This window comes from Pedobacter frigoris (assembly GCF_005116445.1).
GTDB lineage: Bacteria > Bacteroidota > Bacteroidia > Sphingobacteriales > Sphingobacteriaceae > Pedobacter > Pedobacter frigoris.
Genome location: NZ_SWBQ01000006.1, coordinates 36,940 through 52,235, shown reverse-complemented (window position 1 = coordinate 52,235; position 15,296 = coordinate 36,940). Strand labels below are relative to the sequence as shown.

Sequence of the window (15,296 nt, the reverse complement as noted above, 5' to 3'; positions counted from 1 at the left end):
TATGTATCAGCTAACTGTTGCTCCGGACAAAGTAAACGAAACGCTAAGTAAGCATATCTTAGCCGATGGGCTTGACCTCACCTACGACATGGAAAAAAGTCAGGGAGCTTATATTTATGATTCTAAATACAACCGTGCTCTCCTGGATTTCTTTACTTGCTTTGCTTCCGTTCCCTTAGGTTACAATCATCCTAAAATGGTCAATGATGAAGCCTTCAAAAAAAATCTCCTTCAGGCGGCATTAGCCAACCCATCAAATTCGGATGTGTATACGCAGCAGTATGCCCAGTTTGTAGATACTTTTTCTAAACACGGCATTCCCTCCTACCTGCCTCATGCATTTTTTATAGCTGGCGGCGGACTGGCAGTTGAAAATGCCATTAAGGTAGCCATGGACTGGAAGGTTCAGAAGAATTTTGCGAAAGGCTATAAAGAAGAAAAAGGATTTAAAGTATTACACTTTGAAAAGGCCTTTCACGGACGCACAGGATATACACTGAGCCTGACTAATACCCTTCCTGATAAGACAAAATGGTTTGCAAAATTTGACTGGCCGAGAGTGGCTGTTCCTGTAGTGAAATTTCCTTTAGAGGATGAAAACTTAAGGGTGGCTATAGAAACGGAGCAAACATCCATTGCCCAGATTAAACAGGCTTTTGCTGATCACAAAGATGACATTTGTGCCATTATTGTAGAGCCAATCCAATCCGAAGGTGGCGACAACCATTTAAGAGAAGAGTTTTTGATCCAGCTGAAAACACTTGCTGATGAAAATGATGCCTTCCTGATCTATGATGAAGTACAGACGGGTGTAGGACTGACTGGTAAATTCTGGTGTCATCAGCATTATAGTGAACACGCAAGACCTGATATCATTGCCTTTGGCAAAAAGATGCAGGTATGTGGTATTCTGGTAGGCAACAAGGTAGATCAGGTAGAAAAAAATGTTTTCAAAGTTCCTTCACGCATCAACTCAACATGGGGAGGGAATCTTGTAGACATGGTGAGGTCCTCTCAGATCCTGCAAATTGTAGCTGAAGACAATTTATGCGATAATGCAGCTGTCGTTGGGCAGTATCTGAAAGAAAACTTAGAACGGCTTGCCGGGACATTTGACAAAATCAGTAATGTAAGAGGTAAAGGATTACTTTGTGCATTTGATTTTCCTGAAAAAGCCATGCGTGATGCATTCATCAGCAAAGGGATGGAAAACAATGTGATGTTTCTGGGCTGCGGCAGTCAGACCATACGTTTCAGACCTGCGCTTTGCATAGAGAAGAAACACATTGACGAAGGAATGGCTGTAATGGAACGCATTTTACCGGGCTTATAATTGCTTATACAAAGGCGGAAAAACCGGTGATGGCGCGTCCGACGATGAGGGTATTGATTTCTTTGGTGCCCTCATAAGAGTAAATGGCTTCGGCATCAGCAACAAAGCGGGCTACATCATATTCCAAAAGTATACCGTTGCCGCCCATCACTTCCCTCGCACGGCTGACAACATCCCTGGTACGCATAGAGCAGAATACCTTGGCGAGAGAAGCATGCTCATCCGTAAGCAGATTTTGATCCTGTAATTGTGACAAACGGAAACAGAGTGTTTGCATCGCAGTCAAATTGGAAAGCATTTCTACCAAATGATTTTGGATGAGCTGATAAGCCGCAATGGGTTTGCCAAATTGCTTACGCGTGCGGGTATAGGCGAGTGCGCTTTCATAAGCCCCTCTGGCACAACCGACAGCCTGCCATGCCACCCCTGCCCTCGTCATTTTGAGTACTTTTGCAGTATCCTTAAATGAATTGGCGTTTTGAAGCCTGTCTTCCTCATCCACCTCGCAGTTCGTCAGCGTAATCAAACCGTTTTGCACAATCCGGAGCGCCATCTTATCCTGCATTTTCTCTACTTTGAATCCTCTATTGCCTTTCCTTACCAGGAATCCTTTGACTTCGTTATCATCCAAATCACGGGCCCAGATGATGGTTATGTCTGAAAAGGTAGCATTGCCGATCCATTTCTTTTGTCCATTAAGGATCCACTTATTACCATTTCTTTTGGCAGTAGTGGTGAGTCCGCCTGCGGCCCCTGAACCCACTTCCGGCTCAGTAAGTCCAAATGCACCTATGGCCTTGAATTGCTGCATAGACGGAAGCCATTCCTGTTTTTGCTGCTCCGAACCCAGCAGATAGATAGAACCCATCGCCAGTCCGCTTTGTACACCGAAAAAAGTAGAAATAGAAGTATCGACCCTGGCCATCTCCATTGCGAGCATTCCTTCCATCAGATTTGATTTATTGGGACATCCATAGCCATTATAGGTAAGTCCGCATATATTGAGTTCTGCTATTTTAGGAATAAGCTCATGGGGGAATTCGGCTTTAAGCCAATATTGATTTACAATTGGTTTTACTTCCTTTTCCAGAAAGGCTCTGACGGTTAACTGAAGTGCCCTATCTTCATCCTTAAGCGCCTCTTCACCCAGATGGTAGAAATCCCCTTCGATAGGTGGCAGTTCTCTCTTTTTGTGTGGGGTTTCCATCATTTTCATGAGGCCCTTTATCTGGGTTTCATCAAGATTAGAAACAGTATCAACAATTTTAGTAAGGTCTACCTTTTTGGAAAGTGCTTCGAGTTTTGCAAAATCAACACTCTTGAAGAGTGTATATGCATTTTTGAGGGAAGAAAAGATATTGGCCATATGCTGTAGTTTGTATAACAAAACAAAATATGGCCATTTTTGTTGGATTTACGAAATTTGACCCGGTTATCTGAGGTTAAAAAGATCATCTACTCCCAAAAGTTTGCGTGAGGTAAACCCTTCTCCATAAGTAGCACCTATCGATTTGCCGAATTCGCGGGCCCTGCCGATTACGCTTTCAAAAAAGTCGGGAGACGAAATGTAAGTATCCGGCCCATCCAGTTCAGGATTGAAGAATTGAGTCTTAAAGGCTTTTATAGAGGCTATTTTGGCATCCATATGATCGGTGATATCAACAATGATATCCGGCTTGATGTACCTGTCCTGAATGTATTGAAGCACCATTGCAGGTCTCCATGGCTTTTGTTCCGCACCATCCACTTCAGTGCTGATTTTGGCAAGGCCAGATAAGAAACAGGCATCATTGGAAAGATCTCCCGCTCTTCCATGATCAGGATGCCTGTCGTGCAAAGCATTGGTTAAAATAATCTCTGGCTGATACTTACGGATCATCCGGATGATTTCTAACTGATGGTATTCATCATTCTGGAAAAATCCATCCCTGAACCTTAAGTTTTCACGGGCATGCAGGCCGAGTATTTTAGCAGATTCAGCAGCTTCTAAATCGCGGGTTTCTGCGGTACCCCGGGTGCCCAGTTCACCTCTGGTAAAATCTATGATTCCTACTTTTCTACCCTGTGCAATGTGCTTCACTATTGTTCCTGAACAGCCCAGCTCTGCATCATCAGGATGAACGGCCAGTACAAGTATGTCTAACTTCATGATATTCAATTTGTGTATTTATAGGGCGTATTAAATCAACTTTTGTATTTTCTTTTTTATTTTGGAAGATAAAGGCTTTGTAAAGGGAAAGAAATAGTCGACCACTTCACCTTCCTTATTGACAAGATATTTGTGAAAGTTCCATCTCGGGGTGGAAGTCTGTGTGAGCATTTTGAATAATGGATGAGCATGTTCGCCGCGAACGAATATCTTTTCAAAAACAGGGAATTGAACACCATATGTTGCTTCGCAGTATTGATTAATGGCCTGGCCTTCAAGAGGCTCCTGACGGCCGAAATCATTTGAGGGAAATCCGAGTACTTCAAATCCCTGTGCAGCAAACTCGTCCCTTAACTGTTGCAGTTCCTTAAGCTGAGGAGCGAAACCGCAGCCGGATGCGATATTTACCAGCAGTAACATTTTATTCCTGTAATCGGATAAACTTTTATCAGCACCATTCAATTTTAATTTGAACTGGTGTATGCTTTTTGTGCTTTCAGACATGATGTTATTGGTAATATCCTGAGGAAACGATGATGGATTCGATGTCTCTATCTTCCTGAGGATTATATGTACTCTTAAGATTATGGCCAACAACCCTTGCAACGGACTGGTATACAAAAGCAGTAATCCCACCTTTGGTTTCCTTTATAATGTCATAGGTTGTTCTCCCTACTTCACGATCGATTAACTTTGTTAGAATCTGGCCCTGAGTTATTGTCAATTCCTTTATTTCGCGGTTAAACATGTCCTTTATTTCCTTATCGCATTGCTTGACCAGTTTTTTCTGTTCCTTTTTTACGGTAGTCTGTGCCAAGTCCCTTTCCAGTTGTTCGTATCTCCTTTTTGCGAATAAAGCATAAGGCATTACCTTTAATACGTTATACCTCAGCCTGTCAAATGCAACACGGTCTGCCTGGGTCTTAAATATCCTGATTCCGTAGATGGCAACTTCACGTAGCGGGATCCATGCAATCATTTCTCCGTTATCATTAGTAGCGGCAACACGTATGGTATCATTTTTACTGAGCTGAGGCATTTTTACATCCATTTGCTTAGTTGGTATTGCACCAGTTTGTCCTTTAACTGACACGCAGCTAATAATGACACTCAGCAGAAGAAATAACCTGTAAAATTTCATAAATTTATGCCTCTGTAAAGGTAAAGCTAATTTAGCTTGCTGATTCCTATTTTAAACTCTAATATAATATTTTAACCTTTAAAGGCCATATTTTTTACGTAAATAATACAATACGTTAAATCCTAATGACAAACTTAATTTTGGAGGAATTATTGTTTATAATTGGCATCTTCTTTATAAAAAAAGATTAGATTTAGGGATACTACCACCACAAATATGCATATACCGATGAAGAACGCGCTAGTAATTGATTTAGAAGCAGAAAAGCAGGAGATATTAAAACGATACCGGGCACTTCTACGTGCCTGTAAACCAACACTTCAGAGAGGGGATAAAAAGGAAATCAGAAAAGCATTTGATATGGCTCTGGAAAGTCATAAAAATATGCGCCGGAAATCAGGGGAGCCATATATTTATCATCCGATTGCTGTGGCACAGATTGCTGCTGAAGAAATTGGACTGGGTACGACATCAATTGTGTGTGCGCTACTTCATGATGTGGTAGAGGATACCGACATCACACTTGAAGACATTGAGCGTGAATTTGGGAAAAAGACTGCTAAGATCATTGACGGACTGACCAAAATATCAGGCGTATTTGACTACAATAGCTCCCTGCAGGCAGAAAATTTCAGGAAGATGCTGCTTACTCTGGCCGATGATGTTAGGGTGATCTTAATCAAACTTGCCGACAGGCTCCATAACATGCGGACGATGGATTTTATGCCCAGACAGAAGCAATTGAAAATAGCGTCGGAAACCATTTACCTATATGCCCCGCTGGCACACAGGCTGGGTTTGTATGCGATTAAATCTGAGCTTGAAGACTTGTCGATGAAATATCTTGAGCCCGATACTTACAAGTACATTGCGACGCAACTCAACGAAAAAAAGGCAGAAAGAACGTTATTTATTAAACGGTTTGTAGAACCTATAAATGAAATCCTGGCTGAACAGGGCCTCCATGCAAATATTTACGGCCGCCCGAAATCTATCCATTCCATCTGGAACAAGATGAAAAGCAAAAACATTCCTTTCGAGGAAGTTTACGACCTATTTGCCATCAGAATTATATTGGACAGCCTGCCGGAGCATGAGAAAGCAGACTGCTGGAAAGCATACTCGATAGTGACGGATTTGTACAGGCCAAACCCTGACAGATTAAGAGACTGGGTCTCATCACCAAAAGGAAACGGCTATGAGTCGCTGCATACCACGGTAATGGGTCCAAAAGGCCAGTGGGTGGAAGTTCAGATCCGTACACAGCGAATGAATGAAATTGCGGAAAAGGGTTTTGCGGCACATTGGAAATATAAAGAGTCCAGCAATGACAATGGCCTGGATCAATGGATCATGAAGGTCAGAGAGATGCTGAATAATCCAGAGGCCAATGCACTGGACTTCCTGGATGATTTCAAGATGAACCTCTTTTCGGATGAGATTTTCATTTTTACACCTAAGGGAGCGCTGATACAATTGCCAACGGGTGCAACGGCGCTGGATTTTGCTTTTGAGATCCATACGGACGTAGGCGCTAAATGTATCGGAGCCAAGGTAAACCATAAGCTGGTACCTTTGTCTCATAAGCTTCAGAATGGAGATCAAGTTGAGATCATTACTTCAGGAAAACAGGCTCCGAAAGAAGACTGGCTGAATATAGTGGTGACTGCGAAAGCAAAATCCAAGATCAAATCGTCATTAAAAGAAGAAAAAAGAAAAATTGCTGAAACTGGGAAGGAAACCCTTGAGCGTAAAATGAAATCGCTGAAGATTACTTACAATACCGACAATCTGAATAAATTAAGTTATTTCTTTAAACTGCCCTCTACCCAGGAACTATTTATCTCTGTGGCCAATGGCAAGATAGAGCTCAAGGATCTGAAAGATTATCTGGCGAGTGAAAAAGAAATAGAGAATCGGGGGATGGAGCGTAATGACCATCATCAGATTGAAACTTTACTCAATAAAGTAAAAGGTCCCGAATCCGACACCCTTTTGATAGGCGAGGATCTTCAGAAGATTGATTATACATTAGCAGCATGCTGTAATCCTATTCCAGGCGACGATGTATTTGGATTTGTAACTGTAAATGAAGGGATTAAAATCCATCGTACGAGTTGTCCGAATGCAGCACAGTTGATGGCGAATTATGGATACCGGGTGGTAAAAGCAAAATGGAACAAACAACAGGAATTGACATTCCTGACCGGACTGCACATTATCGGAATTGATGATGTCGGATTAATCAACAACATCACCAAGGTAATATCCAATGATTTCAAAGTAAATATGCGCTCTATTACGGTAGATACGGACAATGGAATTTTCGACGGGTCAATTATGATCTTCGTAAACGACAAAGACCACCTGGATAACCTGATTAAAAATCTGTTGCAGGTAAAAGGTGTGACGGGTGTTACGAGGTTTGATGCCTAAAAATACTTTTAAATGATTAGCGTTTTATCTAAAAATTGGTAACTTTGAAAGGAGTTTAAAAACTATGTCTACAAACCACAACAGCGAGCTGGTAAGAAAAATATTCGAAGCCTACCTCGAAAATAAAAGTCTGAGAAAAACGCCTGAGCGTTTTGCCATCTTAGAAGAGATTTATTCAAGAGATGATCATTTTGATGTAGAGACACTTTACATCCATATGAAAAACCAGAAATACCGTGTGAGCAGGGCAACTGTATACAACACACTGGAATTATTAGTTTCATGTGACCTGGTTACAAAACATCAGTTTGGTAAAAACATGGCACAATTTGAGAAATCTTACGGCTATCATCAGCACGACCACGTAATCTGTATCGATTGCGGAAAAGTGGTAGAATTCTGCGATCCCCGTATTCATCAGATTCAAAGTATGATTGGTGATTTGCTTAAATTTGAGATTAAACACCATTCGCTTAATTTATACGGCAGTTGCTTTGATTGCTCTGCAAAAGCAGCGATGAATACCCAAAGTGCTAACATTAAAAACGCTAGTTAATATATCCAATTATAAATATTTCTATTTTTAAATTTAAAGAATGACGCAAGTAGACGTGCTTCTGGGCCTGCAATGGGGCGATGAAGGCAAAGGTAAAATTGTTGATGTACTAAGTCCACAATATGATTTGATAGCTCGTTTTCAAGGCGGTCCGAATGCCGGACATACTTTAGAGTTTGATGGCAAAAAATTTGTTTTAAATACCATTCCATCAGGTATTTTCAATGAAAAAACAATGAACTTAATCGGAAATGGTGTGGTAATTGATCCCATCATTTTAAAAAGAGAATTAGACAACCTTAAAACAGCAGGTCATGATCCTGTTGCTAAAGGAAAACTTGTTATCGCACGTAAAGCACATTTGATCTTACCTACGCATCAGTTACTTGATGCTGCTAATGAGCAGAAAATGGGCAAGGATAAAATTGGCTCTACTTTAAAAGGTATAGGTCCGACTTACATGGACAAAACCGGCCGTAATGGACTAAGAGTAGGCGACACCACTTTACCTGATTTCAAAGAACGTTATAACAGGCTTGTTGAGAAGCACAAAGAAATTCTTTCTCATTATGAGTTTGAATACGACCTTACAGAGAAAGAAGCTGCTTTCTTTGAAGCCATAGAATTCATTAAAAACATTCCTCATGTTGACAGTGAGCATTATGTAAACGGATTTTTGAAAGAAGGAAAAACTGTATTGGCAGAAGGTGCCCAAGGCACTTTGCTTGATGTAGATTTTGGTTCTTATCCGTTCGTTACTTCTTCCAATACTACAACTGCCGGTGCATGTACAGGATTGGGCATAGCGCCCAATAAAGTAGGTCATGTATACGGTATTTTCAAAGCATATTGCACACGTGTTGGTGGCGGACCTTTCCCTACTGAACTTGACGATGAAGTTGGCGAAACTTTGCGTAAAGTTGGTCATGAATTCGGAGCAACAACAGGACGTGCACGCCGTTGCGGATGGATCGATCTTCCTGCACTAAAATACGCGATTATGCTAAATGGTGTAACAGAGCTGATCATGATGAAAGCTGATGTTTTGGATGGTTTTGATACGATCTATGCATGTACGCATTATGAGCATAACGGCGAAACGATAGATTACATGCCATATGATATCATCACTGTAAAACCTACCCCTGTTCTTAAAGAAATTCAGGGCTGGAAAACAGATGTAACCAAAATTACTAAAACTGACGAAATTCCGGCTAAACTGGCGGAATACATTGCATTTTTGGAACAAGAGCTTGAGGTGCCTGTGAAATATCTTTCTGTGGGGCCTGACAGAACTCAAACATTGATATTAGATTAATACTTACTATTATATTGTAAAGGCGGCCAATGGTCGCCTTTTTCATTGGCTTTCATTTGCGAAATCCGCTGCTTATTATATACATTTGCGCAACTAAATGAAGGTTCAGGATTTACATCTTTTTAAGCAGAGGGCACTGCAATGGGCCGGTAGTTTTGATACCTGTTGCTGTCTGGACTCTAATGATTACCCAGATGCTTATGGTGCATTTGATTTTTTGATTGCAGCAGGGATCGATAAAAGCATTACGCATCATTCTGGCAATGCATTTGAAGGGCTCAAATCCTTTTACGATGAACATCAGGACTGGATGTTTGGGCTATTGAGTTATGATCTGAAAAATGAGATTGAAGCTTTAAATTCTGCAAATACCGATGAACTTGGTTTTCCTGATTTGTTCTTTTTTATACCTCAATATCTTTTTGTAATAGCGAATGGGGAGATTAAAGTACTGATTGGAAATAAAGAAGATATCTTAGATCAGATAAACATGCTAGTCCTTAACGATGAAACAGTAAGGATAAGACCAGAGATAACGAGTAGAATATCCAAAGATGCCTATATAAAAACGGTTAAGCAATTACAGCAGCATATCCTTAAAGGAGATCTTTATGAAGTCAATTTTTGTCAGGAATTCTTTGCACATCATGCCAGTATTGATCCGCTTGGAATTTACAGGGAACTAAACAAGATCTCCCCTACCCCTTTTTCGGGTTTCTTTAAAATAAAGGATTGCTATATTCTATCTGCCAGTCCAGAGCGATTTATCTGCAAAAGACAAAAGCGGCTGATTTCACAGCCTATAAAAGGTACAGCCAAACGAAGTATAGATCCGATTGAAGATGAATCCATCAAAGTTAGCCTGCAACAAGATGAGAAGGAACGGGCTGAAAACGTAATGATTGTAGACCTGGTAAGAAATGACCTTACAAAAAGTGCCGTAAAGGGCAGTGTAAGAGTTGAAGAGTTATTTGGAATTTATGGTTTCAGACAAGTTTATCAGATGATATCTACAGTAAGTGCAGAACTTGCTGCGGAAGTCCACATCGTTGATGTATTGAAAAACGCCTTCCCGATGGGTTCTATGACTGGAGCACCAAAGGTAAAAGCGATGGAATTGATAGAGCAGTATGAATCCAGCAAACGAGGGGCTTATTCAGGTTCATTTGGATACATTACGCCTGAGGGTGATTTCGACTTCAATGTAGTGATCAGGAGTATTCTTTATAATGCGGAATCGCGGTATTTATCTTTCCAGGTAGGCGGTGCAATTACTTATGCTGCAGTTGCTGAACTGGAATATCAGGAGTGTCTATTGAAGGCTGAAGCCATCATGCAAACTTTGGGGCATTAAAAAGGCCGCCAAATAGCTGGCAGCCTGTCTAATAAATCGTTAGAATTTATGGTTTATAATATTTTTGCGCTTCAGGCAAGGCATTTTGTATTCTTGCAATACGCGTGTTATCACTAGGGTGTGTACTCAAGAATTCAGGTGGTTTTTGACTTCCTGAAGATGCCGACGACATCCTCTGCCAAAAAGCAGTTGCATTTTGAGGGTTATAACCCGCCATAGCCATAAAAATAAGTCCTAACCTATCCGCTTCGAGCTCCTGGTTACGACCATAGCTCAACATTGCAAGAGGTGTTCCTACGCCGTATAATGTATTAAAAATAGATTGTGTTTTTGTATTGTTAGCAGTTGCCACGTTTCCCAGTGCACCTACGCCTTGAGCCACCATCTGCTGCGACATGCGTTCGGCCGAGTGACCTGCAATTGCGTGAGCAATCTCATGCCCCATTACTGTAGCGAGACCTGCATCATCTTTGGTTACGGGCAGGATACCTGTATAAACCACAATCTTGCCTCCCGGCATACACCAAGCATTGAGTTCCTTGCTCTGTACAACATTGACCTCCCAATTATAGTTCTTGATGAGTTCGGCGTGCCCATTGGCATTCATATAACTTTTAACAGCCGCGATTAGCTTGTTTCCGACCATTTTGACCTTGGAAGCCTGGGCGTTGGATGCTGATAATACAGCGCTTTTATTCTCTGTCAGGAACTCGCTATATGCCTGAAATGCCATTGGCAGAACCTGGTCATCACTAACTAGATTTAACCTGCTTCTTCCGGTTAGGGGAACAGTGGAGCAAGATGAGAAGGCTAACGTTACTACGGTTATGCCTGCGAATAATATACGTTTCATAAGTTTATTTGTTTAATGAATTTTTAGCTAAAAAAGCTAATTTCTTTTCTTAAACAGATATACTTTGGATTCTTTTCCCTTGAGTAGTCTTTCAAGATTTTTCTGATGGGTAACCAAAATAAGTATACATACACACATCCCATATAAAACCTCTGATTTCACTGAGGAATGTAAAATGAATACAATACTCAAAGGAAATGTAAAGCCTGCACAAATGGAACTTAATGACACGTACTTAGTCGCCAACAGTACTACCACAAAGACAAGAACACAAAGCATCGCTGCCTGAAAGTTAACTGCCAAAATCATTCCAAAAAGAGTAGCAACTCCTTTCCCCCCGCGAAAACCTGCGAATATAGGGAACAAATGGCCCATTACAGCGGTAACGCCCAATGCGAGCTGGTAGTTGATGAATTGAGAAGAATTGTGCGGTCCTGTAACAGATAGACCTATATAGTATGCAAGTTGTGTGGCTGTAAATCCTTTGGCTATATCTATAGTCATCACCGCAATTCCCGCTTTCTTGCCCAATACCCTGAAAGTATTTGTAGCCCCTGCGTTACCACTTCCGTATTCACGTACATCTACCCCGTAAAAAGCCTGCCCCAACCAAACTGCAGTAGGTATAGAACCAAAGAGATAGGCTAAAATAACTGCAGATATAGAATAGATTGATATCATATTCTAGAAAGCTTTTAAACTTATATCTAAACTCTTAACCGAATGTGTCAATGCTCCCATAGAGATAAAATCCACACCGCATTCAGCATACGCTGTTACATTTTCCTCTACAATACCTCCTGAAGCCTCAGTGATGTACTTGCCATCAATCATTTTAACAGCTGCTTTGAGATCTTCAAAACTAAAATTATCGAGCATAATACGATCAATACCTTTAGTTTCTAAAACCTGATCGAGTTCCTTCAGATCTCTAACTTCAATCTCTATCTGCAATGCTTTACTGTGATTTTTCAAATATTGATTAGCGGCATTAATAGCATTTGCAATACCTCCTGCATAATCTACATGATTGTCTTTGATCAAAATCATATCGTAGAGCCCTATGCGATGATTAACTCCCCCACCGATACGAACAGCCCATTTTTCAAGGTACCGTAATCCAGGTGTTGTTTTCCGGGTATCCAATAATTTGGTATGATAAGGCTCCAGTAATTTAACGATATGATTGGTTTTAGTAGCGATTCCGCTCATGCGTTGCATGCAATTTAGCACAAGTCTTTCGGCTAAAAGAATTGAATGTGTACTTCCTGATACTGTTAACGCAATATCGCCGTATTTTACAGTTGCGCCGTCATTAATAAAAACTTCAACTTGTAATTTGGGATCTATATGATTGAAAATTTGTAAAGCTAACGCTACGCCTGCAAGTATTCCAGCTTCTTTAATGAGCAATTTTGCCTGACCCTGTGCATTTGAAGGGATTGTTGAGAGGGAAGTATGATCGCCATCACCCTGGTCTTCAGCAATTGCGTTCTTTATAAAATTATCTATGATTTGCTTATCCAAAACTTAAATTTAAACCCAAAAATAGCATTTTACTACTATTTATCCGCTTCAATTCTCAATTCAGTTATAAAAAAAGCATTCCCAGTCTTTTTCATTGTAATGGATACTCTGAAAACTCCATTTTTTGTACCTAGAGAAAGCGCCCCATACCTATAGTTTGGATTGTTGTTTAGCCTGTGAATTACAGTTGATTTGGTGGGTGGATATTTAGAAAAAAAACTTCTAAGTATTTGTTCTGCCTGTGCTTTAGAGTACACATCTTCTTCATCAATTATTATTAAATCTACAGATGAAGAGAAATTTACAGCAATTTCTTTTGAATTTCCACTCTTAAAATGAGTTGACAAAGTATCTATAATATCACCTTGAAGCACAGATAAGGAGGGGAATTGAACAAAAAGTATAAGTAAAGAAAGTAAAGGCTTAATCATCTCTATAATAGCTAATGCTTTATTCGCACATAAATTATGCCATTAATAGATCATAAAAAACAAATTGGTTCAAAAAAAAGAGCTAATAGGCTTATATTTGCTATGTGCGGTTGTCACATAAAAACAATAAGATTATACCACGAATGAACAATAAGAAATTAGTACTGCTTATCCTTGATGGATGGGGATATGGGAAAAAGGACAGCTCTGATGCTGCATATATGGCTAATACGCCTTTTTTTGATTCGATGTTAGAAAGATATCCAAATTCAAGGCTAGAGGCATCAGGCGAAGCTGTTGGTTTACCGGAGGGTCAAATGGGAAATTCAGAGGTTGGACATATGAATCTTGGTGCTGGGCGAGTAGTTTACCAGGAACTTGGGAGGATTAACAAAGCCATAAGTGACGGTACATTTCATAAAAATGAGGTCTTACTAAAAGCTTTCGATTATGCAAAAGCCAACAATAAACGAGTACACTTTATAGGCTTGGTTTCAGATGGAGGTGTTCATGCACATATCAATCACCTGAAAGCGTTATGTGACGCGGCAGGTCAGCAAGGTTTGACTGATGTATTTATACATGCTTTTTTGGATGGAAGAGACACTGATCCCTATTCAGGTTTAAATTTCATTAAAGATCTGGATCATCATCTTCAAAGTTCGACAGGAAAAATAGCCAGTTTAATCGGAAGATATTATGCTATGGATAGGGATAGAAGATGGGAAAGGGTAAAATTAGCTTATGATCTCTTGACAAAAGGAACTGGACATAGGGTAAGTGATCCGGTTATGGCTATAGAACAGTCTTACCGAGACGGGATTACAGATGAGTTTATAAAACCTATTGTAGTTACACAAACAGATGGAGAACCGGTTGCGACCATAGGTCCTGATGACGTAGTCATCTGCTTTAACTACAGAACAGACCGCGGCAGAGAAATTACCTCGGTATTATGCCAGCAGGATTATCCTGATTGTGACATGCACAAGCTACCTTTGTATTACGTAACAATGACGACTTATGACGAAAGTTTTAGCGGCGTTAATGTTGTATTTACTAAAGACGATCTTTCTCAAACTTTAGGTGAAGTACTTGAAAAAAATCATAAAAACCAGATCAGAATCGCAGAAACAGAGAAATACCCACATGTGACATTTTTCTTTTCAGGCGGCAGAGAGCTGGAATTTGAGAATGAAAAAAGAATCTTAATTCCATCGCCTAAGGTAGCCACTTATGATCTTCAGCCAGAAATGAGTGCGGCAGGAATTACAGAAGCGATATGTAAAGAACTGGAATCCGGCTGGCCTGATTTTGTTTGTTTGAATTTTGCAAATCCGGATATGGTGGGTCACACCGGCGTTTTTGAGGCAGTAATCAAAGCCGTTGAAACAGCTGACAGCTGTGCAGAAATTGTTGTCAACAAAGGCCTCGAAAATGGGTACTCTTTCATCATTCTTGCTGATCACGGGAATTCAGAATACATGGTAAATGCTGACGGCTCTGTAAACACAGCGCATACGACTAATCTGGTTCCATGTATACTAATTGACAATGATTTTAAAAACATTGCCGACGGAAGGTTGGGAGATGTTGCACCAACTATTTTAAAAATCATGGGTATCGCCAAGCCAGATATTATGACCGGGAACGAGTTGGTATAGATGAAAAAGATAATACTATTTTATGCAGTTATTTTGTTTTTGTTCGGGTGCGGTTATACATCTGAACAAAAACAAAAGATTAACTTGAGCTATTTTGATGTAAAAGGCTATTTTGAAAATGAAGTAAACAGATTACAAAAGTCAAGTCCTGCCATCTATAAAATGGTTGAGGTGAATGGCTCTACCGAAACAAAAACCGTAAAGATTACGGATTGGAAAAAAGAACTGGCTATATTTTCCGAGGCAGATATCAATAAGGATTCCTGGAAAGGATTATTTAAGATAATAAAACAAGCAGACAAAGAGACTTATGTTTCAGATAATGAGAAGGTCCCGATCAAAGAAATAGAAATAACCTATACTTCTTCAAAGGAGGTGAGTAAATTATTAATCATTGTAAAAAATAATAACTCACTTTATACTTCCGCAGATAGTCTGTTTTACTACCCTGACAGTGTCTATAAGATTGTTAAATCTCAGAAGATAAAATTACTGTCTGATAGAAATTACAAGGTGACCGGCAGGTTCAGGTAA

At 40.1% G+C, this 15,296-nt stretch carries 15 protein-coding genes; 7 read left to right on the top strand and 8 right to left on the bottom strand.

Annotated elements, in window-relative coordinates; all coding sequences use genetic code 11:
• Position 1: 1 nt before the first annotated feature.
• Positions 2–1,333, top strand: a complete 1,332-nt coding sequence (gene lat, locus FA047_RS18130; RefSeq protein ID WP_136837515.1) for an L-lysine 6-transaminase — start codon at positions 2–4, stop codon at positions 1,331–1,333.
• Between the two features lie 4 nt (positions 1,334–1,337).
• On the opposite strand, the gene FA047_RS18125 is transcribed toward lat, so the two are convergent.
• The 4 genes from FA047_RS18125 to FA047_RS18110 all read right to left on the bottom strand — a co-directional run bounded on the left by FA047_RS18125 (position 1,338) and on the right by FA047_RS18110 (position 4,623).
• Positions 1,338–2,699 (bottom strand): acyl-CoA dehydrogenase family protein, encoded by a 1,362-nt coding sequence (locus FA047_RS18125; protein WP_136837514.1) that lies wholly within the window; start codon positions 2,697–2,699, stop codon positions 1,338–1,340.
• Between the two features lie 66 nt (positions 2,700–2,765).
• A complete protein-coding gene (gene bshB1 / locus FA047_RS18120; RefSeq protein ID WP_136837513.1) occupies positions 2,766–3,482 on the bottom strand; it encodes a bacillithiol biosynthesis deacetylase BshB1 in 717 nt (238 codons plus the stop codon).
• Positions 3,483–3,512: 30 nt separating this feature from the next.
• The gene (locus tag FA047_RS18115) at positions 3,513–3,986 is read right to left on the bottom strand and encodes a glutathione peroxidase (protein WP_136837512.1); all 474 of its coding nucleotides are present in this window, start codon (positions 3,984–3,986) and stop codon (positions 3,513–3,515) included.
• 4 nt (positions 3,987–3,990) lie between these two features.
• Entirely contained in the window at positions 3,991–4,623 is a 633-nt protein-coding gene (locus FA047_RS18110; RefSeq protein WP_136837511.1) for a DUF4294 domain-containing protein, read from the bottom strand.
• A gap of 228 nt (positions 4,624–4,851) precedes the next feature.
• On the opposite strand from FA047_RS18110, the gene FA047_RS18105 reads away from it, so the two are divergent.
• The 4 genes from FA047_RS18105 (at position 4,852) to FA047_RS18090 (ending at position 10,287) form a co-directional block, all read left to right on the top strand.
• Positions 4,852–7,059 carry a RelA/SpoT family protein gene (locus FA047_RS18105; RefSeq protein ID WP_136837510.1) on the top strand — a complete coding sequence of 736 codons (2,208 nt, stop codon included), beginning with the start codon at positions 4,852–4,854 and terminating at the stop codon, positions 7,057–7,059.
• 64 nt (positions 7,060–7,123) lie between these two features.
• Positions 7,124–7,615, top strand: a complete 492-nt coding sequence (locus FA047_RS18100) for a Fur family transcriptional regulator (protein WP_136837509.1) — start codon at positions 7,124–7,126, stop codon at positions 7,613–7,615.
• A gap of 40 nt (positions 7,616–7,655) precedes the next feature.
• Positions 7,656–8,933 carry an adenylosuccinate synthase gene (locus FA047_RS18095; RefSeq protein WP_136837508.1) on the top strand — a complete coding sequence of 426 codons (1,278 nt, stop codon included), beginning with the start codon at positions 7,656–7,658 and terminating at the stop codon, positions 8,931–8,933.
• Between the two features lie 97 nt (positions 8,934–9,030).
• A complete protein-coding gene (locus tag FA047_RS18090) occupies positions 9,031–10,287 on the top strand; it encodes an anthranilate synthase component I family protein (RefSeq protein WP_136837507.1) in 1,257 nt (418 codons plus the stop codon).
• 46 nt (positions 10,288–10,333) lie between these two features.
• On the opposite strand, the gene FA047_RS18085 is transcribed toward FA047_RS18090, so the two are convergent.
• Genes FA047_RS18085 through FA047_RS18070 form a run of 4 tightly spaced genes read right to left on the bottom strand, consistent with a single transcriptional unit; the run spans position 10,334 to position 13,098 of the window.
• Entirely contained in the window at positions 10,334–11,140 is an 807-nt protein-coding gene (locus FA047_RS18085; RefSeq protein WP_136837506.1) for a M48 family metallopeptidase, read from the bottom strand.
• Positions 11,141–11,176: 36 nt separating this feature from the next.
• Entirely contained in the window at positions 11,177–11,821 is a 645-nt protein-coding gene (gene plsY / locus FA047_RS18080) for a glycerol-3-phosphate 1-O-acyltransferase PlsY (RefSeq protein WP_136837505.1), read from the bottom strand.
• A gap of 3 nt (positions 11,822–11,824) precedes the next feature.
• On the bottom strand, positions 11,825–12,667 hold the full coding sequence (gene nadC, locus FA047_RS18075) for a carboxylating nicotinate-nucleotide diphosphorylase (protein ID WP_136837504.1): 843 nt from the start codon (positions 12,665–12,667) through the stop codon (positions 11,825–11,827).
• A gap of 35 nt (positions 12,668–12,702) precedes the next feature.
• Positions 12,703–13,098 carry a DUF4783 domain-containing protein gene (locus FA047_RS18070; RefSeq protein WP_136837503.1) on the bottom strand — a complete coding sequence of 132 codons (396 nt, stop codon included), beginning with the start codon at positions 13,096–13,098 and terminating at the stop codon, positions 12,703–12,705.
• Positions 13,099–13,241: 143 nt separating this feature from the next.
• Here FA047_RS18070 and gpmI point away from each other — a divergent pair, with 143 nt between their 5' ends.
• Entirely contained in the window at positions 13,242–14,762 is a 1,521-nt protein-coding gene (gpmI, locus tag FA047_RS18065) for a 2,3-bisphosphoglycerate-independent phosphoglycerate mutase (RefSeq protein WP_136837502.1), read from the top strand.
• Complete coding sequence (locus FA047_RS18060; RefSeq protein WP_136837501.1) at positions 14,763–15,296, top strand: hypothetical protein; 534 nt, start codon at positions 14,763–14,765, stop codon at positions 15,294–15,296.